Origin of the sequence: Clostridioides sp. ZZV14-6009 (genome assembly GCF_020658095.1) — a bacterium.
In the GTDB taxonomy this organism is placed as follows: domain Bacteria; phylum Bacillota; class Clostridia; order Peptostreptococcales; family Peptostreptococcaceae; genus Clostridioides.
Genome location: NZ_JAGWDG010000023.1, coordinates 18,941 through 41,237, shown reverse-complemented (window position 1 = coordinate 41,237; position 22,297 = coordinate 18,941). Strand labels below are relative to the sequence as shown.

The following is a 22,297-nucleotide window of genomic DNA, read 5'->3' as shown; positions in this document are numbered from 1 at the left end:
CATCTTCCTCAACTAATATAGATACATAGTATCTATTAGATTTTTGACTTACTGTACCACTTTTAACTATTGAATTTATTGGTATATATACAAATTCTTTTAATCTTACCCACCCAAGAGTAGGTATTTTAACTCTATGCCTTTCAATAGTCCAATCAGTCTTATTATTCTTAGGGAAATATGCTTTTACATCTTGATTTTTCTTTTTCTTGAACTTAGGAAAGCCTTTAGCACCTTTAAAAAAGTCTTTAAAGGCTTTATCCCCATTCATAATAGCTTGTTTAGTAGCTTTAGAAGATACTTCTTTAATCCATTTCATATCTTGATTATTAGGTACATACTCGTTATTTATCCATTTAGAAAAGTCCATACCACTCACAAATTTTCCTTCTTTTTCATAAATCTCTTTACTATGAGCAATATAGAAGTTGTATATAAACCTTGATACACCAATAGTTTTGTGTATTTTAGATTTTTGTTCATCAGAGGGGTTAATCTCTATCTTGTATGCTCTTTTCAATATCTTCATCCTCTCTAATCTTTTTCTTGTATTTTTTTAATCCATATATGCGACAACTAAAAATATGAAGTATTGATATTATATCTTGAACTAATTCTTCCTGAGGTGAAAGACTTTCATTATTTACAACTATAATCTCTACATTGAATTTAGTTAAAAATCTTTCAAACCAATCATATCCGAAACGAATAAATCTATCTTTATGAGTTATGATAATTGTATTTACTTCATTAGTCATACAACTATCAATAAGTTTATTCCATTTTTTGCGATTATAATTTAACCCACTTCCATAATCCTCAATGACTTCATCTACTATTATTCCTTTAGAATTAGCATATTGTCTAAGAAATTCAACTTGATTTTTTAAATCATCTTTTTGATTAGAGGTTGAAACCCTTGTATAAATAACTACTTTTCTATTATCTGTTTCTTTATGTATTCCTGTATATTCTAGATATTGTTCATGAGTGTAATACCTTCTATTCGTAGGCGTTCTAAATGCCTTTAATTTACCATCATTATCCCATCTTTGCAGAGTTATAACTGACATATTTAATAATTCTGCAAATTCTTTAGGTTTATAATGTTTACTCATATAATCACACCTTTCTGTGATTATATTATACTATATTTGATTATATTTAAATATATTTTTATTTTCTAATTACAACTCCTTATTATATTAAATTATAGACAAACTAAAAATATTCTATTGATTTATATTATAATGTTTACTACTCAAATATTATAATATAAATCAATAGAATTTAATAGTAAGACATAAATAGAATGTTGTATAGAAATTTTGTATAAAGGATAAGATGAAGTATAGAAAATTTGTATATCCAATATTATGTATAAGCTGTAGAATTATTGAATAGAAAAAAGCTATATGATATACTTTTTAGGTGAAAACTAGATAAGATGGAGGGAAAAACGTGAAAAAAAGGTTATTAAGTTTACTATTATGTATAGCTATGATTGCGACATTATTAGTTGGGTGTTCAAACAACAATTCAAATGAAGCAAGTAATAAAGATGCTAATGCAGAAAAGGTTACAGCTGACCCAGTTGATACAACAAAAGTATTTGTATCTGCTAAGTGGGTAAAAAGTGTTATTGATGGAAATCAACCAGAGTCTAAAAATTATGTTATAGCAGAAGGCTCATGGGGAGCAACTGAACAAAATGAGGGCTACTTGAAACAGCATATACCAGGAGCTATTCATATTGATACAGACTCTTTAGAATATGATAATGATGAAGGAGTAAAAGACTTTGATAACTACAATATCAAACCAGCAGATGTAGTTGAAAAAGTATTACTTAGCAATGGAATTACATCAGATACAACTGTTATACTATATGGTTCTGATTCAGGAGTAGATAGAATAGCATTCATTTGTCTTTGGGCTGGTGTTAAAAATGTTAAAGTTATGGATGGAAGTATTGAAGCATGGAAAAATGCAAAATATGATGTAGAAAAAGGAGAAGTAGAGCCAAAACCTCAAAAAGAGTTTGGTGTAAAAGTTCCAGCACATCCAGAATATGTAATGGACATAAAAGATGTAGAAAATAAATTAAAAAATGACCCTAACTTTAGATTAGTAAGTATAAGAAGCTTAGAAGAGTTCTCTGGAAAAACGAGTGGATACAATTATATTGATAAAGCTGGAGAGCCAAAGGGTGCTGTATGGGGACGTGCAGGTACTGATGCAAGCAGTATGCAAGATTATATGAATGAAGATGGAAGTTATGTAGATTTTGATAAAGTATTAGGTTATTTTAAAGATATTGATGTAACAAAAGATACAAATACAGCATTTTATTGTGGAACTGGATGGAGAGCAACTATTCCTTGGTTAATGTGCTATGAAAATGGATGGAAAAACATCACTTTATTTGATGGTGGATGGTGGCAATGGCAAACACAACCTAATCTACCAGTACAAGTGGGAAATCCTAAAGATGGGGATGTTAAGTATACAACTGTAGGTGAATTATCAACTGATAAAGCTAAAAAATAATATAAAAAAAGAGGATATATTAATATAGTTTTTATAAGTAATAAGTTATATCCTATTAAAAAAAACTTGAAGTTTTATAAGTTTCAGTAAAGAATACAAGTTTCAATAGAGAATATGAATTTCAATAGAAAAGGGGCTGTTTCAAAATAAAAATTGTACTGCACCCAAATTGTTGGACCAAAAATCTAACGATTGGGGTGCAGTACAAAGCTAATTTTGAGACACCTCCTTTTTTATATTTTTTTGAGTTATGAGTAGTACTTATTTTCTGTATATATTTATCACAATATCAATATATATTTACTATGCTATCAATATATGTTTATTACAATACAAATATACATTTCTTATTATACCAACTTATACTATAGGATATTACTAAATAAGATTATTCTGTTTTAAGATAAATATTATTATAAATACCGTAATTATGGAAAATGCAGAAGTAAATACTACAATTTGTCCAGCTAACTCACTATCAGAATTCATCTGTTGAGCCATTGTAAATGAAGAAATAGCAGTTGGAGCAGATAACATTATCATAAGTGAGGCTAATTCTACATTTCTAAATCCAAGGAAAATGCTAATTGGTAAAAATATAGCAGGTATAAGAATAAGTTTTCCGCACACACCCAGTATAATTGGTCTTATATGTCCCTTTAGAGTAGAAAAGCTGAAAGAGCCTCCTAGAATTATAAGTGATAGAGGAGTAGCAATTTTAGAAATATCACCAATAGTTTTATGTAAAAATTCAGGGATTTTAATATTTAAAATAAGCATTATCAATCCTATTACAGAAGCGATTATAAGAGGATTTGTTAAAACACCTTTAATCATGTGCTTTATATTTATTTTACCTCCTCTAAAAATTTCAAGTATTACAACTGATAATACATTGAACATAGGAACAATAACTGCAATTAATAAAGATGTAACCCCAATATTTTTATCACCAAATAGTGAGATTGTTACAGGTATACCAAATATAACAAAGTTACTGCGAAAGATACCTTGTATTAATGCACCTCTTGTTTTATTATCTTTTTCAATTTTAGGTATAATAAAAACTAAGAGTAAAAAGATTGAAAAAATACTTATAACAGCTACAGCCATAAGTTTGAGGTTGAGAGAACCATTTAAATCCGTATTGTATATATTAAAAAATAATAATAATGGCAGGAAAGATTTGAAACAAACATTATTCATTTTATTTAAGGTATGTTCATCAAATAAACCTAATTTTTTCAGAGCATACCCAAGTGACATTGTGAGAAACAAAGGAAGAACGACATTTATAGATAGAATTAAATTTTCCAAAGTTTATTCTCCATAACTTGACAATTCGATTAAATTTCCATCAGGGTCTCTTAAGTAAATAGACTTCATTTTACCAAAGACTCCTGTACGTTCTACAATTCCTTGCTCAATTTGAATCCCATTTTGTTCTAAGTTTGTTTTTGTCATGTCAATATTAGTATTTATTTCAAAACACAAATCAGCGCTACCTGTTTGTACGTTTTTGCTGTGAGGTGAAAGTTCATGCCCTTTTAAATGGACATTTATTTTGAAATCTCCAGAGTAAAGTTCATATCTTTCATTTGTTTTCTTTAATGTAAAACCAAGTTTTTTATAAAAACTGATACAGTTTTCTATATTATTAGTAGTAATGACCACATGGTCTATTTTTTTTATCATAATAACTCCTCGAAATTTTATATAGATTTATTAACTATGTTGATATTTTCTTTTAATAAGCTGTAAAATAAGATTTAGTAAAATATAAGAAATAATTTAAAATTCATTGATTTAATAGTTAAACAAAATATAAGAAATAATCTGAAATTCATTGATTTAGTAGTTAAACAAAATATAAGAAATAATTTAAATCTATTGAATCAATAATTAATTAAAATAGAAAAATAATTTAATAACAATTAAGCTAATCATTAATTAAGTGAGACAAATTAATGATTAGCTATAGTAAATCTAATTAATTAGAATAACTTCCTTTAAGTGTAAATCTATCTAAAATATGTCCATCCATGGCTTCAAAAAGCTCATTCATATAAAATCCCTTTTCAAGATTAAGAGTAGTATCAAGTGCAAACACATGTATTTCATAAACATGTAGTCTATCTGGAGGAGCCATACCACCATAAACACTAGCTTCTAATCTACCAATATCACCTAATTTACTATGCCAACTAGTAGTTCCTTGAATAAAATCAGTAGCTGTTATGCTTTCATTTTCCTTTAGTTCATCTTTTGTTATATTTGCAGCTAGCCAATGTATCCATGCAAATCCACATACAGGAACTGAATCTTTGTCCTCTAAAAATACAGCAAAGGATACTGTATGCTCTGGAGCATCTTCAAATTTTAGAGGTAATGAATATGTAGGCATACCACCTTTATTAAATTGATTTCCTCTTTTCCCATATTTATCTTCTATAACACCATTTACTATACCTGTACTAGTTACTTTCACAATAATTTACCTCCTAAATATATAATAAATTAATAAAAATTTTCTGTAAGTTTATTATATACTAGTTGTAAATAATGGTAAATTACTTACTTTTTTGTGTGTATTAGTTTATTATAAAATCCCTTTTTCCTCAAGAATATCTTCCATACCATTCTCTAGCATAAAATTAATTCCTATATCTTGCATTATAGCTAAAGCATCTAACATCTGCTTTCCACGAATAGGTGTAAGTGAATATTCAACTTTAAGTGGATATCCTTCATATGTCTTTTTATCAACCAGCCCAAATTCAATCAATTCTTTAAGTTGTTCAAGCAACATTTTTTGGTTGATTCCATTAATCTCTTTTTCTAGTTTTGATAGAGAAGTTGGACCTATACGTAATCTCCATAATATAATAGACTTCCATTTACCTTTTATCATATCATGTGTTAGTTCTAATGGACATGTATATTTTTCACGAAGCTTCAAGTATAGTCACCTCCAATTTATTTTGCAAAAATACGTTTTGAAGCAATATTATATACAAGCTCAACTTTTTTATTTGAAACATCCCATGAGTTTAATTCGTTTTTTACTAAATCTGGATGTTTTTTGCTTATGTCTCTGAGAGCATTTCCAACAGATTTTCTTAAGTATTCACTGTCATCATCTTTCAAACTAGAAAGCAATGATATAGCTACAGTGGGGTTGGTTTTAAAATAGTCTCGGATAGTCCAAACTCTAAGACCCTCTGTCACAGCTCTCTTTATATTTGGATTGTCAGAACTTAACCATTCTTTTATCACAGGAAGTGATTTATCATATCCAACTTCACTACAATAATAATCAAATGATTTAGCTAATATTTCTTGTACTCTCCAGTTTTCATCTTTACTCACATTGTTTTTTAAAAATAATAAGGCTTCAGAAATATGTATTGATATAAAGCCTAATATAAACACTGCTAATTCTCTTACTTGATAGTATTCTGATCTATATAAGTAAATTGATAGATAATAACACTTCTTTGAGTCATTATTTTTCACAATTTTTTTAGCAATGTTTTCAATTTCTTTAAAACCATTTTCTATGGTAATAATTTTTGCAATTACTTCTTCCAAGTATATCTCCTCCAATAAGTAGATTAGTTTAAATTTAATACATTATTCATAATAAAAAAATTTATTTAATTTAGATAAAATAAAGACTTGTCAAAAAACGTTTGCAAGCCCTTAATATTAGAATAAATAAAAAACAATAAAAAATCAACCTAATTTAACATATAAATTTACTTTTATTATGAGTTTTATATTATAAGAAGCTATATTTAAAAAATTAATTGAGTTATATAAATTTAACTTAATTTGCGTATACTAATATAATAAATTATTATATAGTAATACTTAGATGGAATGAATATTTTACCAATTCTATATGATGGTGTATAATTAGGTGATAAAGCAGATGTAATAAGGATATTTTGAGTAAATTACAATTGTGCTTATGATGACTTAAACTATTATTATAGAATTATCATAACTTTTTTAAAGCTTTATTAAGATAATTTCAATTAATATAAAAATATATAATAATTGATTTAACTTGAAACAATAATAAAAGAATATAAAAGACGGTGTGTGAAGATATATGAAAGGTAATATAGAAGATATACAAAGGGTAATATAATAGAAAACTAAAAAAATAATATAACAAGAGAGTAAAATAGGAGGAAAAAATGATACCAGGACTTAAAGAGAGTTTGTTAGGATTAATAAACGAAAGTGCATATAATCCTCTAAAAAAGGAAGAATTAGCAGAAATTTTTGATATACATTCATCAGAAATGCCGATGTTCTATAATTTTTTAGAAGAATTAGAGGAAGATGGCTATATATGTTTTACTAAGAAAGGTAAAATGATATCACCAAATCAAATGGGATATTTTGTTGGTAAATTTACAGCACATAAAAAAGGCTTTGGATTTGTAGAATCTGATGTTGAATACACACAAGATTTATTTATCTCAAGTGACAATATAAATGGAGCTATGCATAATGATAGAGTTATGGCAGAGATAGTTGTACCTGCAACTGAAGAAAAAAGAGCAGAAGGAAGAATAATAAAAATTATAAAGAGGGAAATAACTAAAATAGTAGGTACTTTTCAATCAAGTAAAACTTTTGGGTTTGTAACACCAGACAATAAAAAATTTACTAAGGATATATATATACCTAAAAGATATTTTAGTGGAGCAGTAGATAATGATAAGGTAGTTTGTGAAATTACAGTATGGCCACAAGAAGATAGAAAACCAGAAGGAAAGATTATAGAAATACTGGGTCAAAAAGGCGAAAGAGGAGTAGAAATAGACTCTATAATAAGAGAACATGGTCTTCCAGAAGAATTTCCTAAGAAGGTATTGCAAGAAGCAGAAGCTGTAGCTGTTGAAATTCCAGAAGAAGAGGTAAAAAGAAGAAGAGATTTAAGAGATTTAAACATATTTACTATAGATGGAGATGACGCAAAAGATTTAGATGATGCTATATCAATAGAGGTATTATCTAATGGAAACTTTAAATTAGGAGTTCATATAGCTGATGTTACACATTATGTAAGAGAAAAAAATAAATTAGATAAAGAAGCTTTAAAAAGGGCTACATCTGTGTACTTAGTAGATAAAGTAATTCCAATGTTGCCAAAGACTCTTTCTAATGGAGTGTGTAGTTTAAATCCATTTGAAGACAAATTAACTCTTTCTATATTTATGGAAATAGACCATAAGGGAAATGTAGTTAAGCATGAAATATGTGAATCTATAATAAATTCAAAAGCTAGAATGACTTATACAGAAGTATCTGATATATTAGAAAAAGATGATGAAAAGCTTAAAAAGACTTTTGAACATGTTGTAGATGATTTTAAGAACTCTGAAACTTTGGCTAGAATTCTTATGTCAAGAAGAGAAAAAAGAGGGGCTATAGACTTTAACTTCCCAGAAGCAAAGATAATTCTAAATGGAAATGGAGAAGTTGCAGATATAAAACCATATGAAAGAAGAATTTCTAATAAAATAATAGAAGAGTTTATGCTTATAAGTAATGAAACAATTGCTGAACATTTTTACTGGATGGGTATACCATTTGTGTATAGAATACATGAAACACCATCTTTAGAAAAAATGGAAGAATTGAGTAAGTTTATATCTACATTTGGATATACAATAAAAGGTGATAAGGAAGAAGTACATCCAAAGGCATTACAAGGAATAATAGAGAAGATAAAAGGCAAAACAGAAGAGGGAGCAATCAGTACCATAATGCTTCGTTCTTTAAAACAGGCTAAGTATTCACCAGAATGTAGTGGTCACTTTGGGTTAGCAGCTAAATTCTATTGTCATTTTACGTCACCAATAAGAAGATATCCTGACCTTCAAATTCATAGAATAATAAAAGAGTCTTTAAATAATAAGATAAATGGAAAGAGACAAGAGCAACTTACTACTATAGTGGATTATGCATCTGTTCAATCATCTGAAAAAGAAAGAAAAGCAGAATTGGCTGAAAGAGATGTACATGACTTCTATAAGGCTCTTTACATGAAGGATAAAGTTGGTCAAGAGTTTGAAGGTGTTGTATCTAGTGTGACTTCATTTGGAATATTTGTTGAGCTAGGTAATACTATAGAAGGATTGATAAGACTTGCAAATATGAATGACGACTATTATATCTATGATGAAAGTTCTTATAGTGTGTTAGGTGAGAGAACTAAGAAGTCATATAAAATAGGTGACCTTGTTAAGATAAAGGTTGAAGGTGTAAATGTAGATTTTAAAGAAATTGACTTTGAGATAGTTGAAAAGATTGAAGAATAAATAAAATATAAAGAATAAGGTTTAATATTTGACAGTAAGAGTACACAGGGAAAATTAATATCCTAAAATAAGAAAATACAGAAATATTTAAAAGTAGACATGAGAATTTGTAGTGTTTATAGTATGACTAAATGTAGAATCTTTGATAAAAAGTAGATGTTTACAATATTTAGCGAAAAGTATATATTAAAAAAATAGATTTTTTAATAGGAAATAAGTGTATCATTCAGAACTTGAGATACACTTATTTTTTATTTTATATAATTTATATAATTTTGACACTACAACACATGTATTTTACACAAAAGATAGAACTAATTGATGTAATCTTTGTGTATGTGTGCGTAATAAAATTCTTTGGTTACACATCAGAAATATTACCTTACACACACTTTAATTTTTAAGAAGTAATGATATTTTTATAAGTAGCTTTTCTTTTCAATACTCTTTGCTATGAGTTGAAATTATAAAAATACTACTTAGGAGGTAAGTAATTATGGGCATGCAATTCAGTTTACTCTGACTGGTTGTCATTTTGGGGGAGATGATGATAATATCTTTAGACACTTCAATTATTTTTAAATCACTATAGTACAGAAGTCATTAGTATATAAGCACATTTATTTTATTTATTAAGAGAAATTAAAATCTTTAGAAAAAATTTAGAAATTTCTAAATAATATCTTAAGTTTTAGAATCTATTATGGAAATATAATGAAATATAATAAAAAATTCATAAAAATAAAATACTATAAAATGATTTGTGGGGGTGTACTTATATATGGAAATGAAAATATCAGTGTCTAATCTCAGCAAGAGGTTTGGTTCAAAAATGGCTCTTGAAAATGTAAGCATTGAAATTGATAGTGGAATGTTTGGACTTTTGGGAAGAAATGGAGCAGGAAAAACAACATTTATGCGAATTCTAGCTACTTTGTTATCAAAGACAGATGGTTCAATAGATATGTGTGGGATTCCTATAGAAAAAACGAAAGAAATTAGAAATATGGTTGGTTACCTTCCTCAAGATTTTTCAATGTATCCTAATATGACAGTGTATGGAGCAATGGATTATCTAGCTGTTTTATCAAATATACCATCAGGAAAAAGAAGAAAAATTATCAATAAGTTATTAAGCAAAGTAAATCTAACTAATTATCAAAGAGTAAAAGTAAAATCTTTATCTGGAGGTATGAATAGAAGACTTGGAATTGCACAAGCGCTGATTCACAATCCTAAAATTTTAATCGTAGATGAACCAACAGCAGGACTTGACCCAGAAGAACGTATACGATTTAGAAATTTATTATGTGAGATTGCCAATGATAGAATAGTTATATTATCAACACATATTGTAGGGGATATAGAGGCAACGTGTGAAAATATAGCTATATTAGATAATGGAAAAGTCATATATAATGGTACAACTGAGGCATTATCAAAACTTGCTGATGGAAAAGTATATAGTGTTGAAGTAGATAAAAAAGACATTGAAAATATAAAAAATAGATTTGTAGTTATAGGTATGTTGACTCAAGGTGGAAAAGCTACACTTAGAATCATATCAAAAGACAAACCTTTTGAAACAGCAGTAGAATGTAATCCGACTATTGAAGATGGCTATATGCTTATGATGGGAGGAGATAAGATATGAATCTATTTATAAAAGAGTGTAAAAACATATTAAAAAGCACAGTTTATTATGTTTTTATTGTAGTATTGGTAGTTTTCTATATTTCGCAACTTGGAAGTTCAGTTTCAGAAGACGCAAGCAAAAATATTCCTAATGATGGAAATCCATTGGTTGCACCTCAAAGGGTAGAAAATATTGATGAATACTACCTAAAGAACAACCAGTATCCATATGGTCAAAAAGAATCTTTGAAGTCTGATAAAGTGATTCCAAGTGCAACTATAAGTTTGATTAGAGAATATCAAGCAAATTCATATACAACATATCCAATGGGAATTATTAAGCATATAAAATTAAATGAAAGTAAGACCCAAACTATAGAGAAGTATATTGAGGAGATAACTGGTAACAGTATTGACAAAGTAAACTCAATTTGGAAAAGTGAGGAAAATATAGAAGTAAATACTTCTAAATTATCATTTGAAAGATTTCAAGAAGTAATGCAAAGTGTAGATGAAATTTTAGGTGGTGGGTCTGCGTATTCTATTGATAAATTACAAAGATTTGGTATGATTCCAGTTACTTATGAAGAAGCTATGCAAGATTATAACTATACAATACAAAAAGATAAAGTAACTAACGGCTATGCAAGAATTTTTTGTGACTATATAGGTATAATTTTAAGTATATTTCCAGTATTCGTAGCAGTCTTTATGTCAATGAAAGATAGACGTTCAAGAATGATCGAAATTGTCTACTCAAAACAAGCATCAACATCTAAAATAATTTTATCAAGATATTTTGCTCTTGTATTTATGATGATGTTGCCAGTTTTAATTTTAGGAATAAAAGAATTGCTTCCTTTAATTTCATTTGCTAAAGATGAAGGTATTTCTATTGATAATTTAGCATTTGTAAAATATACACTGTGGTGGTTGTTACCAACCCTTATGATAGTTACAGCTGTAGGAGTGAGTCTGACTGTATTAACAGACACACCAGTAGCAATTATTGTTCAATTAATTTGGTGGTTTTACAGTATAAACTCTATAGGTCTTGAAGGAGATTATCCATCAATGGGACTAATGATAAGACATAATAATGTACTAAATGGAACTATTATAGCAGAAAACTTTAATTCTATTATGAGTAATAGACTTTTAATGGGATTAGGAGCTTTAATAATTGTCTTTTTAACTACATTCTTATATGAACAAAAAAGAAGGGGGAATCTTAATGTTGGTTCAAAGTTTTCAAAATTATTTAGTTTTAATAAAAGAAAACTTCAAATTAAGCACTCTAATTAATCTAATATGTTCAATTGGGATGTTATGTTTGATTCCATTTATACAAGGGGTAGCAAATTTAGATAGTGTTTCAGCAGCTATATGTCTTGAAAACTATGTTGTAATAGTGGGAATAATAATGCTAGTTCCTACATTTTACTTAGAGCAATCAAAGGAAATTGATGAGATAGTATCATCAAAATCAGTATCTCAAGTAGTTATACAATTAATAAGAATAATAATGTCAATTATAAGTATGCTTGTGTTAATTACTGGATTTGTTCTGGTTTTAAAACATCTTGGAGGCAATTTCCCTATATTTAAATATATTGTGGGGAGTTTTGCATCAGCTATGTTTATCGGAAGTTTAGGTATGTTATTTTCAAACTTATTTAATAATACTATTATAGGATATATGGTATCTATAGGATATTTAATTTTAAATATGATGACTAGAGATAAGTACGTCGGAAATTTCTTTATAATGTCTATGAGTCGAGGTAGCTTTGATGAAAAGTATTGGTTGATATGTGGAAGTATTGTGTTGATAATTGTGTCTCTTTTGATAAAGCCAATAAAAAGAAAGATTGGTTAGTTAGATTAAAATTGTTTACTGTAGGCAAATTAAATAGAGTAATATAAAAGTTGTTTATTGCAGGTAAACTAAGTATACTAATATAAAAATTGTTTATTGTAGTAAAACTAAATAGATTAATAATAGGCATTTTTAGGTTAATAATTAGAACTATAATAAAAGTTATTAGATTTATAATATATGCTATCAATAATTTTATGTAATATGGATTTATTGATAATTGAATGCAGATAAGATTTGAATTAGTGCATTAGGTAAAATAAATATATCTTTAAATATGAATTTATATTTATAAAAGAGGCTATTAGTAGATTTGAGGCTGTAAGTAGATTTGTGTAGAAACAAATTTACCTACAGCCTTTTTATATTTACACTGATATCTTTATATTATAAAATATATCTATTTACTAAATTTTATCTAAAGATGTCAAAAGTATATTTTATATTAACTTTATATGAATGGGTTTATAAAATTTTCATAAAATTTCTATTTTTGCTTAGAAACCTTATTATTCATATTATCATTAGTAGGCATGGCTCCAAAGCTTAGTTTTTCGTACATTACTTGAGTAGGAGCTAACCAAACTGTACCATTTCCAGTAAATGTATTTAAGAAACCTTCACCATTTAAAGCAGAACCAATTAAAGATTTATCTGACTTTGTAACAGAAAAATTAACTCCAGATGTTCTTGCTATTGCAAAGTTACCATCTACTTTTAATTCTTCTCCATTACTCAATTCATACTCTATAATTTCACTTTGAGGTACAACACATTCTAGAACAACTACACCAGTACCACTTAACTCTATTTGGAAGAAACCTTCACCACCAAGTAAAGCAGAAGAGAAGTTTTTTTGTGTAAATGCCTTTACTTCTATAGTGTCAGAGCAACAATAGAACAGACCTTTATCGACGATTATAGAATCATTATCAAGGTTCATAAATAAATAATGTCTAAAAGAAGGCTCTAAATAAACTTCGCCAGTACCTTTATATGTAGGTTTCATCATTGACTCATTAGTAAGTGCCCCTGATATTCCTTTCTTGAAAAGACCTCCAACACCACCAATTTTAGTTTCAGAAGATATCTTTCCTTTATAATAGTACAATGCACCAGCTTCTGTTTTTATTGATGAGTTATTTAATTTTATCTTAATTTGTCTAGCTTTCAAGCCAGCCTCTCTAGCAAAATATAATCCCATTGCCATCATTGGGCTAGAAGCTCCTTCAAGTTTTTCAAATTCTAATATTTCAAATTCACTTCGACCATCTGATGTATTTTCTAAAATTTTTACTTTTTTGCTTAAATCCATACAAATTTCTCCCTACTATATTAAAATTTATCTCTAAAATATTATAAGATATAACTATATATTACATTTTTTTTGGAAAATTGGCTACTTTATCATCAAAGTTTTACATAGATATTAAGAAATTTTAAGAATATTTATAATTGAAGTATACTATTTGAGTATGTATTTTGAGTAGTATTTATAATTTGTGGGTATTATATTTTATGAGAGTGTTAAAAGCTAAAAGCGAAAAATAGGTATTGGAGTATTAAAATTTTTGTTTTGAGTTTGATAGATTATTTTTAGTAATTGATTTTGATTTTGCACTAAATATAGTTGATGCAATTTCCTACAATATATTGTTACATTATTTATCATATCTTGTTCAATTAGTTTAATGTATGTGTTGTCATATTGACTAAAGGTCTTTAATATGTTATCATACAGGGTAGTCAAAAGATTTATATATATGAAATATTTAGCAAATTCTTAGTGTGTATTAAAGAAATTTCTAGCAAAGAAGGTGAGATTTATATGGCTGGTAAAAAAATATTAGCAACAAACAAAAGAGCAAGACATGAATATTTTATAGAGGAAACATATGAATGTGGAATTGAATTAAAAGGAACAGAAGTAAAATCAATAAGACAAGGTAAAGTTAACCTAAGTGATGGATTTGCATCTGTAGATAACAGTGAAGTATTTTTAAAACAAGTTCATATAAGTCCATATGAGCAAGGAAATATATTTAATGTTGACCCTCTAAGAGTGAGAAAATTATTGCTTCACAAGCATGAGATAAGAAAGCTTATTGGAGCAACTACTATAAAGGGGTATTCACTTATACCACTTAGTTTATATTTAAAAAATGGTAAAGTTAAAGTAGAGATTGCTTTAGCGAAAGGTAAGAAGTTATATGATAAGCGTCAAGATATGGCTAAGAAAGATGCCCAAAGACGTATAGAAAGAGAAATGACAGGGAAATATTAAACTAGTTAAAATTGTATTTTTTAGAATAAAATTCTTTATTATCTAGAACATAACATTGATTTTTATTCTTAAAAGTATTATATTATATATACATTAAAAATTTAATAAAAATGGTGATAAAGTTTGCGAAGAGTCTAATGGACTATAAACTACTCAAGGGGGCGTAAAGGTTTCGACGTGGGTTTGGAACTTGAGGCTGCGTGTCGTGTTACTCTGGGTCACGTAAAAACTGGGGAACTTTAAAATAAACGCAGACGATAATTTCGCGATAGCAGCCTAGTTGCTGCTCGTCCCTCTTAGCCCTCCTGCCGGCTAAGACTGGACGTCATTATGCAGGGAACTACTTTGAGGGTGTCTCGACTTAGGGTAGATTAATTGGGACTGGCTAAGCATAGAGCCTGCCACTTGGCGTTATGTGAGGCGAGATACTAGTAAAGTTGGCTACACATGTAGATGCAGCGAGGAAAAGATTTGCGGACAGGGGTTCGACTCCCCTCGTCTCCACCAATTTTGAAAAAAGAATGATGAAATACTTGGAAATACTAGTCTTTATTGACTGGTATTTTTTATTTTGGAGATAAAATCCACCAACCGTACCCCAACCACAGAAAAAGAGGTTTTTTTGAGGGTATATTGGGGTGCATTTAGGTTGTATAAAAAGTCTTTATTTGTTTATTATGATAATAGGTAACATAGAATTTTGATATCTACTTTATGATATAATATTTTTATAAATGTAAGACAGTTTAAGTTGTTAATTAGTAAAAATATATATTATATAAGTTTGATAGGAGTTGAGATTTGTAATGGATGAAAGAAAACTAGAATTTTCTATTTTTTGCATTGAAGCTTTAGCAGAAAAATTGAATATAGATTCAGAAGGAGTTTATAAACTTCTTAAACATGATACTGATATTTTAGATGACTATATAATACCTTGCTATGAAGTACTACATTCTCAAAGTAAAGGTTACATAGTGGAAGATTTAATGCAAGTACTTAAAGAAAAGGGTGTGATATAATGATTGTATATCATGGTTCATATTGTGTGGTAAAAGTGCCTAATATTACCTTTTCAAGAGATTCTTTAGATTTTGGAAAAGGATTCTATGTAACCAGTATAAAGACACAAGCAATTAACTGGACAGAGCGTTTTAAAAAAAGAGGTAAAAAAGCATATTTAAATAGTTATTCTTTAGATATTGATAAATTAAAAGAAAACTGCAAGGTAAAAATTTTCAATAGTTATAATTTAGAATGGCTTGATTTTATAATAGAATGTAGAAATATGAGTGATATATATATGAAATATGACATTATAATAGGTGGTATTGCTGATGATAAGATTTACAATACAATAGAACTGTACCAGGATAATCTTATTGAAAAAGATGAAGCTTTAAAAAGATTAAAATACTATAAACCAAATGAACAAATATGTATAACCAATCAAAATGTAATAGATAAATATTTAAAGTTTAGGTATGAAGAGGAGGTATAGTGATTATGGAAGCAAATAAAACATTATTACAAATACTATATAAAAAAATCATATTAGAATTTTCCAAACAAACAGGTAAGAGCTTGGAAGAAAGTATGGATTATTTATATACTTCTGAAACATATAAACTTATAAGTGAGGGTGTATCAGATATGCACTGTAAGGGTCATATATACTTGGCTCAAGAATTAATGTTAGAAAATGGATTAATGTACCATAAAGGCTACCCAAGATAAATAGTTAAAAAACTAGATACGAATTAAGGATACAAGATAATATAAAATTAATTTGTATCCTTATTTTGATTTTGTAATTAACTATATGAAATTATAATATTTATATGTATTTGATTTTTACAATGAAAATATTTTATCCAACTTTTCTACAGCTTCAATCTTTTTATCTTCCATAACTTGAGTATATATATTTAAAGTTATTGATATATCATAATGACCCATTAAAACTTGTACAGTTTTAGGAGGGACATCATTTTCAAAAAGTCTAGTTGCATAAGTTTTCCTAAGACCATGAAACTTTATAGGTTCTATATCTAAGCTGTTTAATATAGATTTTAAATTCCTTAAAGGTCTTTTATCATCTATAGGAATACCTAATTCATTGCAAAATACATAATTATCATTTCTATATAATTCTCCAGCTTTTAATATATCTGTATTTTGATTTACTTTATGCTCTTTCAATTTATTTAAAACATCTTTTGGAATAGGTACAGTTCTGTAAGAATTTGATGTCTTTGGCTCTTGCTCTAATATTTTAAGCTCTCTATTTCCAGTTTTATCTATAAAATATGTTCTTTGAAGAGTTCTTTTAACTTTTAAATTAGACTTTTTAAAATCAATATCAAACCATTTAAGTCCTAATAATTCTCCTAATCTAAGTCCAGTACCAAGAGCAACCAAAAACAATACTTCTAATTTATGTCCATCTATAGCTTTTATAAAATTCTTTTGTTGTTCAAGAGTCAATATTTCAAGCTTATTTTCCTTTTTCTCAACTGGTATATTTACCATAGTACAATAGTTACGTTGTATAAGACCTTGTTTTTCAGCTTCTGATAAGCAGGTTTTTAGTTTAGTGTTTATTTGTCTTATAGTAGGTATACTTTTATTGGAATCAAGCAATCTATTGTAATATTTTTGTATGTGAGATACTCTTAAGTCCTTTAACTTAACATTACCTAAATCAGTATCTTTAATATAATTACGATAGATGCTTTCATATCTTTCAAATGACTTGGGTTTTAAATCTTTTATTCTATATTCAAACAACCAATTGTAAAACCAATGCTCTAAAGTTATTTTATCATCTGAAATATCAGAGCTTAAATAATATTGTTTTTTATAAGCATCAAGTTTATCTTTAACTTCCTTTTGAGTCTTACCATAAAATTCTTTTCTTATCGGTTTTCCATCTTCATTATAGCCAATCATTATACGAGAACGCCAACCATCTTTATATTTTCCGATAGAGCCTTCTCCATTAGCTCTTTTAGTTGCCATTTTTAAACAGCTCCTTATATGATTTATAGTTATATCCATCAAAGAATGTAATACATTTCTCTAATAAGAATTTTATAACTTCATCAGCTTCTAGTGTTTCATAGAAGTTTAGCATTAATGTGTTGTATTCTTGTTTATGTTTAGCTGGTATTGACAGAACTCCTATATCATTACTTATAAGTATTAGGTTTGAGGTAAGTCTAGCAGTTCTTTTGTTGCCATCATAGAAGAATTGACAATAGGACAACCATAAATTTATTATTATAGCCTTTTCTAAGGGGTTAGTTATTTTATCTATGATACTTATGTCACTTACAAATAAATCATTTAATAGAGTGGCTTCTATGCACTCATATTGGGTAGTACCAGCTATTCCTATATTACCATTTCTAAAATCTCCAACGATTAGAGCTTCATCTTTTGCAACTATTTTATGTATAGAGCAAATTGTATCTTTATTTAAAGATAAGTTTTCTTTGTTACTTAATTTTATTACATAATCCCATGATGATTTTATATTTAATATTTGATTTTGGTCGCTTAATTTATGTCCACCTACTGTTATACCATCAAGTAATGTTTGTACTTCTGGGAATGTGAAGGGGTTATTTTCTAGGTTACCCATATCATATACAAATTCACTTATCATTCTTTTAATGTATGTTAAAGTATATTTTTTATCTCCATGAGGTAGATTAGTAGGGAATTTATGTGTGTATTTTGGTATATATGATTTATTCATGATTTTAGCTCCTTTCATATCTAATTTTTATTTATTAACTATGAATGTATAAAAGTTAATAGGTAAATTCATATTTTAAAAATGTGCAATACTAATATTCTTCATCCTCATCTTCAATAAGGCCATTAGAGTTTTCTTGTATAAAATTTTCAACAAGACCATTTATCACCCAATTTAGATTTTTGGAGAAGTCTTTGAAGTCAGAGAAGTTTAAGCTAATTGGTTTTATTGTATCTGCATTATCTGCAATTTCAAACTTTGTCTTATAATCTGTTTTTACATCATAACCATAATTTTTTAATATATGAATTACTAAATCAAATTCTGACTTATCTATATAATAAGAAACTGGAGTATTATCTATGTTAATATCTTTATTTATAAAATCAATAAGAAAGTTATCTATAATATATCCAGTCTGGGGATTTCTATAGAGGATTGTTTGGTTATCTATTTTTATCTCTTCTAATGGAAATCCAAATAAGTCTTCAATCTTAGTATAAGTAGCAAGTGCTATTTTTTTTAATATTTCAATTCTAGGCATTTTTGTTCCATTCTCATAATTTATAATTTCATTTTCAGAACAATTTATTTTTTCTGAGAGTTCTTTGAGAGATATATTATTTATATTTCTAAATTTGCTTATATTATTTCCGATGAGTTTTGCTGAGTAATTATCAAATGTTTTTACAACTAAATCCAATTCTTTTAAATTAGTATAATTATTTGTTGAAGTATCTAAATCACTTTCATCAATAATAAGCCTATTTATAGGAATTGATAATGCAGTAGATATTTTTTTTATCATATCTAAACTAGGCTTTCTTTGGCCTTGCTCATATTTAGCTACAGCATAAACTGAGCAACCAAGCTTATTAGCTAACTCATCCCTTGACATATTTATAGATTTTCTATATTGTTTAATCTTTTTTCCAATTGTATTATTTATCATAATTTCACCTCAAATACATTATAGCACTAAATGGTTTTATTGATACACTTAAATATATTGACAATACACCAAATGGGTGCTAGAATATTTTGTAGAAATGAGAATACACAAAATGGGTATGAAAGAAAGGAGGAAATCAATGAAACTCAAATTAAAAAGAATTGAAAAAGGTATAAAGCAATATGAATTGGCTGAAAAAGTTGGCATCTCAAGATATTATTTATCCTCTTTAGAAAGAGGTAAATCAAAGAATCCAAGTAATATGTTGATGTTAAAATTGGCTCAAGAACTAGATACAAGTGTAGAAGATTTATTTTTTGATAAGGAGGAATGATGTATGGCAGATACAAATAATTTAGAAGTTCTTAAAACACTACAAGCTACATTGAATATACTTGTCAAACAAGAACAAGAAGCACAAGAAAGGTCAAAAGGGTACAAAGAGATACAGACATATAGAAGAGATAAAGCTCAACTTATCACATGTAAAGAAGCTTCTAAAATTTATCCCATAGGGGAATCAAAATTTAGACAGTTATGTCATTCTAAAAATAAAGGATTTCCTTGTATATGGATAGATAATAGAGTGTATATAATAAAAAATAAACTAGATGATTGGTTTATTGAAAATGCAAATGGCATAAAATTATAGGTTTAAGTGGGTGATAGTACTTGAGTAATCTAGGTTGGATAAAGCTTCATAGAAAGATAAAAGAAAGCCCACTATATAAAGATTGTAATTCCAAACAAAGAGATATACTCATAAACCTATTACTGTCAGTTAATCATAAGCCTAATAAATGGGTTTATGGAGGTAAAGAATATGAAGTTAAATCTGGACAGTTAATAACATCTTTGGAAAGTATAGCAAATATGTGTTCAAAAGATGTAAGTATTCAGAATGTAAGAACTGCTTTAAAGAAATTTGAAAGATATGGATTTCTAACAAATGAATCAACAAACAAAAATAGGCTTATAACTATTGAAAACTGGGAGCTATATCAATCTAATGAAGAAAATCAACAGACTAATCAACATGCAATTAACAAGCAACTAACAACTAACAAGAATGTAAATAATGAAAAAAGTAAAATATACAGTGAAATTATAGAAAAATTCAATATTACTTGTACAGAACTATCAAAAGTAAAGAAACTTACAGAAGCTAGAAAAAAAGTAATTAATGCTAGGATAAAAGAATATGATAAAGAGACTGTATTAGAAATTATTCATATAGTTAGTAAAACTAGCTTTTTAAATGGAAGCAATGAAAAAGGTTGGAAGGCAAGTTTTGATTGGATAATGAGCCCAAATAATTTTATTAAGATATTAGAAGGCAATTATCAAGATAAATCAATTAATGTCAAAGTAGATGCAGAGGCATATAGTCCAGATGATTCACAATTAAAGTGGTAGGGAGTATATATTATGGATAATATGAGTAATTTAGTTAAGAACACAGAAGCAGAACAATCTATATTAGGTAGTATTTTACTAGATTCGAGGAAAATAGAAGAGATTGAAATATTAATAAGTGAAGATATGTTTTATCATCAAGAACACAAACATATATTCAATTCAGTGAAAGATATACATAAAAGGGATGAGCCTATAGATATAATAACTCTTACAGAAGATTTGAATAAAAAGGGGCTTATAGATTATGTTGGAGGTATAAGTTATTTGACAAAACTATCAACAATAGTTCCAACTATAGGTAATGTATCTCATTATATTGATATAGTTATTGAAAAATATAAAAATAGAAATATAATTGATAAATTTAATAAATTCAAATTAGGTGAAATAGATGATAATACACTTATATATCAATTAGAAAAATACATTAATGAAGTCAATCAGAAATTGGTTAAGAAGGATTCTAGTATAACAGCTATATCAGAAAGAGCCTTTGAATACATAAATGATGAAATTGAAGAAGGTATTAATATAGGAATAAAATTTTTAGATGAAACTATTGGAGGTCTATATAGTGGTGAATTAATTACAATAGCGGCCAAAAGTGGAAGAGGAAAAACAGCACTAGCCTTACAGATAATGAGAAATGTGGTATTTCAAGGTAAAAAAGTACTTTTTATAAGTGGTGAAATGAGTGATATACAAATTTTGTTTAGAAACATAGCTTCTTTAACTGGAATATCAGTTGTAAAAATGAAGAATAGAAATCTAAATGAAGAAGAAATAATTAAATACATAAATGCTTTAAGTACTTTAAATCAGGAGAATAATCTCTATATTAATGATTCAGTGAATACAATATCAGGAATTAAGAGGGAAATAAAAAGTATTAAACCAGATGTTGTTATAATTGATTATCTTCAGATTTTGGATTACGAAGGTAAAGAAGTTGGAGAAGCTAAGTTTGCTGATTTATCAAGGCAAATAAAAAAGATTACTTTAGATTTTAATATTCCAATTATACAGTTGGCTCAATTGAATGATGAGTTGAAGGATGAAAGACCAAAAGGTGATAGAGTAATGAGAAGTTCAAAACAAATATATATGGACTCTAATTCAGTCATATATATTCATAGACCTACAGAGAAAGAGGCTCTTGATTATTGTAAGACAATGGGAATAGAGGATATAAAAGAATTAAGACGTAGAGAAAAAGGTTTTGGAGCTAGTTTAAGTGAGATTATAGTTGCTAAAAATAGAGATGGAGAATCAGGTTTTAGACCTTATTGGTATATAGGAGGTTTGTTTTCTTTTAAGGAATGTAAGAAGGTATGAAAAAATATAATTTATTAAGTGATATATAAACTATTGTTTAAGGAGTGTTAGAAGAAAAGTATATAATCCTTAATTGTATGCAATAAATATTTAAAATATATAGTATTTAGATTGAAAAATTTATTAGAAAAAGGTAGTT

Annotated in this window: 24 protein-coding genes and 1 other RNA gene; 14 read left to right on the top strand and 11 right to left on the bottom strand. The window is 27.5% G+C overall.

The annotated features are described in order from the left end of the window. A partial coding sequence (locus KGF36_RS18395) for an RNA-guided endonuclease InsQ/TnpB family protein (protein WP_413926892.1) occupies positions 1 to 529 on the bottom strand: 529 nt, incomplete at its 3' end. After that, a complete protein-coding gene (locus KGF36_RS18390) occupies positions 492 to 1,118 on the bottom strand; it encodes an IS607 family transposase (RefSeq protein WP_227830269.1) in 627 nt (208 codons plus the stop codon). The genes KGF36_RS18395 and KGF36_RS18390, both read right to left, overlap by 38 nt. 343 nt (positions 1,119 to 1,461) lie before the next feature. Here KGF36_RS18390 and KGF36_RS18385 point away from each other — a divergent pair, with 343 nt between their 5' ends. Beyond that, complete coding sequence (locus KGF36_RS18385) at positions 1,462 to 2,550, top strand: rhodanese-like domain-containing protein (protein ID WP_227830268.1); 1,089 nt, start codon at positions 1,462 to 1,464, stop codon at positions 2,548 to 2,550. Positions 2,551 to 2,928: 378 nt separating this feature from the next. Here KGF36_RS18385 and KGF36_RS18380 read toward each other — a convergent pair whose 3' ends face one another. From KGF36_RS18380 to KGF36_RS18360, 5 genes are all read right to left on the bottom strand, one after another. Then, positions 2,929 to 3,867: an AEC family transporter gene (locus KGF36_RS18380; protein WP_227830267.1), complete on the bottom strand. Its 939-nt coding sequence runs from the start codon at positions 3,865 to 3,867 to the stop codon at positions 2,929 to 2,931. A gap of 3 nt (positions 3,868 to 3,870) precedes the next feature. Next, positions 3,871 to 4,245 carry a VOC family protein gene (locus KGF36_RS18375; protein WP_227854943.1) on the bottom strand — a complete coding sequence of 125 codons (375 nt, stop codon included), beginning with the start codon at positions 4,243 to 4,245 and terminating at the stop codon, positions 3,871 to 3,873. A 295-nt stretch (positions 4,246 to 4,540) separates the two neighbouring features. Next, on the bottom strand, positions 4,541 to 5,038 hold the full coding sequence (locus KGF36_RS18370) for a YbhB/YbcL family Raf kinase inhibitor-like protein (RefSeq protein WP_227830265.1): 498 nt from the start codon (positions 5,036 to 5,038) through the stop codon (positions 4,541 to 4,543). 111 nt (positions 5,039 to 5,149) lie between these two features. Then, positions 5,150 to 5,509, bottom strand: a complete 360-nt coding sequence (locus tag KGF36_RS18365) for a winged helix-turn-helix transcriptional regulator (RefSeq protein ID WP_227830264.1) — start codon at positions 5,507 to 5,509, stop codon at positions 5,150 to 5,152. Positions 5,510 to 5,526: 17 nt separating this feature from the next. Further along, positions 5,527 to 6,141, bottom strand: a complete 615-nt coding sequence (locus KGF36_RS18360) for a DNA alkylation repair protein (protein ID WP_227830263.1) — start codon at positions 6,139 to 6,141, stop codon at positions 5,527 to 5,529. 614 nt (positions 6,142 to 6,755) lie between these two features. Here KGF36_RS18360 and rnr point away from each other — a divergent pair. The 4 genes from rnr (at position 6,756) to KGF36_RS18340 (ending at position 12,405) form a co-directional block, all read left to right on the top strand. Next, positions 6,756 to 8,891, top strand: coding sequence for a ribonuclease R (gene rnr / locus KGF36_RS18355; protein ID WP_227854942.1), 2,136 nt, complete (start codon positions 6,756 to 6,758; stop codon positions 8,889 to 8,891). A gap of 781 nt (positions 8,892 to 9,672) precedes the next feature. Then, positions 9,673 to 10,545 carry an ABC transporter ATP-binding protein gene (locus KGF36_RS18350; RefSeq protein WP_227854941.1) on the top strand — a complete coding sequence of 291 codons (873 nt, stop codon included), beginning with the start codon at positions 9,673 to 9,675 and terminating at the stop codon, positions 10,543 to 10,545. Next, positions 10,542 to 11,831, top strand: a complete 1,290-nt coding sequence (locus KGF36_RS18345) for an ABC transporter permease (protein ID WP_227854940.1) — start codon at positions 10,542 to 10,544, stop codon at positions 11,829 to 11,831. Before KGF36_RS18350 ends, KGF36_RS18345 begins: the two co-directional genes overlap by 4 nt. Next, positions 11,761 to 12,405: an ABC transporter permease gene (locus KGF36_RS18340; RefSeq protein WP_227830260.1), complete on the top strand. Its 645-nt coding sequence runs from the start codon at positions 11,761 to 11,763 to the stop codon at positions 12,403 to 12,405. The genes KGF36_RS18345 and KGF36_RS18340 overlap by 71 nt, the downstream gene beginning before the upstream one ends. Positions 12,406 to 12,892: 487 nt before the next feature. On the opposite strand, the gene KGF36_RS18335 is transcribed toward KGF36_RS18340, so the two are convergent. After that, a complete protein-coding gene (locus KGF36_RS18335; protein WP_227830259.1) occupies positions 12,893 to 13,720 on the bottom strand; it encodes an AIM24 family protein in 828 nt (275 codons plus the stop codon). Between the two features lie 513 nt (positions 13,721 to 14,233). On the opposite strand from KGF36_RS18335, the gene smpB reads away from it, so the two are divergent. The 5 genes from smpB (at position 14,234) to KGF36_RS18310 (ending at position 16,426) form a co-directional block, all read left to right on the top strand. Then, a complete protein-coding gene (gene smpB, locus KGF36_RS18330; protein WP_054275121.1) occupies positions 14,234 to 14,689 on the top strand; it encodes an SsrA-binding protein SmpB in 456 nt (151 codons plus the stop codon). 157 nt (positions 14,690 to 14,846) lie between these two features. Next, positions 14,847 to 15,196: a transfer-messenger RNA gene (gene ssrA / locus KGF36_RS18325) on the top strand. 299 nt (positions 15,197 to 15,495) lie between these two features. After that, a complete protein-coding gene (locus KGF36_RS18320) occupies positions 15,496 to 15,711 on the top strand; it encodes a DUF3791 domain-containing protein (RefSeq protein WP_227854939.1) in 216 nt (71 codons plus the stop codon). Continuing rightward, entirely contained in the window at positions 15,711 to 16,190 is a 480-nt protein-coding gene (locus tag KGF36_RS18315; protein WP_227854938.1) for a DUF3990 domain-containing protein, read from the top strand. The genes KGF36_RS18320 and KGF36_RS18315 overlap by 1 nt, the downstream gene beginning before the upstream one ends. A gap of 5 nt (positions 16,191 to 16,195) precedes the next feature. Further along, positions 16,196 to 16,426, top strand: a complete 231-nt coding sequence (locus KGF36_RS18310) for a hypothetical protein (protein ID WP_021362065.1) — start codon at positions 16,196 to 16,198, stop codon at positions 16,424 to 16,426. A gap of 117 nt (positions 16,427 to 16,543) precedes the next feature. On the opposite strand, the gene KGF36_RS18305 is transcribed toward KGF36_RS18310, so the two are convergent. The 3 genes from KGF36_RS18305 to KGF36_RS18295 all read right to left on the bottom strand — a co-directional run bounded on the left by KGF36_RS18305 (position 16,544) and on the right by KGF36_RS18295 (position 19,404). Beyond that, on the bottom strand, positions 16,544 to 17,710 hold the full coding sequence (locus KGF36_RS18305; protein WP_227854937.1) for a site-specific integrase: 1,167 nt from the start codon (positions 17,708 to 17,710) through the stop codon (positions 16,544 to 16,546). Continuing rightward, positions 17,700 to 18,452, bottom strand: a complete 753-nt coding sequence (locus KGF36_RS18300) for a Fic family protein (protein WP_227854936.1) — start codon at positions 18,450 to 18,452, stop codon at positions 17,700 to 17,702. The genes KGF36_RS18305 and KGF36_RS18300 overlap by 11 nt, the downstream gene beginning before the upstream one ends. 91 nt (positions 18,453 to 18,543) lie before the next feature. Continuing rightward, positions 18,544 to 19,404 (bottom strand): helix-turn-helix domain-containing protein, encoded by an 861-nt coding sequence (locus KGF36_RS18295; protein WP_227854935.1) that lies wholly within the window; start codon positions 19,402 to 19,404, stop codon positions 18,544 to 18,546. A 139-nt stretch (positions 19,405 to 19,543) separates the two neighbouring features. Between KGF36_RS18295 and KGF36_RS18290 the strand changes: the two genes are divergently transcribed. From KGF36_RS18290 to KGF36_RS18275, 4 genes are read left to right on the top strand one after another with little or no spacing between them, the layout of a single operon-like run. Continuing rightward, entirely contained in the window at positions 19,544 to 19,738 is a 195-nt protein-coding gene (locus KGF36_RS18290; protein ID WP_054275116.1) for a helix-turn-helix transcriptional regulator, read from the top strand. A 3-nt stretch (positions 19,739 to 19,741) separates the two neighbouring features. Further along, positions 19,742 to 20,056, top strand: a complete 315-nt coding sequence (locus KGF36_RS18285; protein WP_054275115.1) for a hypothetical protein — start codon at positions 19,742 to 19,744, stop codon at positions 20,054 to 20,056. Positions 20,057 to 20,076: 20 nt separating this feature from the next. After that, positions 20,077 to 20,820, top strand: coding sequence for a hypothetical protein (locus KGF36_RS18280; RefSeq protein ID WP_054275114.1), 744 nt, complete (start codon positions 20,077 to 20,079; stop codon positions 20,818 to 20,820). 12 nt (positions 20,821 to 20,832) lie between these two features. Then, positions 20,833 to 22,158 carry a DnaB-like helicase C-terminal domain-containing protein gene (locus tag KGF36_RS18275; protein ID WP_227854934.1) on the top strand — a complete coding sequence of 442 codons (1,326 nt, stop codon included), beginning with the start codon at positions 20,833 to 20,835 and terminating at the stop codon, positions 22,156 to 22,158. The last annotated feature ends 139 nt before the right edge of the window (positions 22,159 to 22,297 follow it).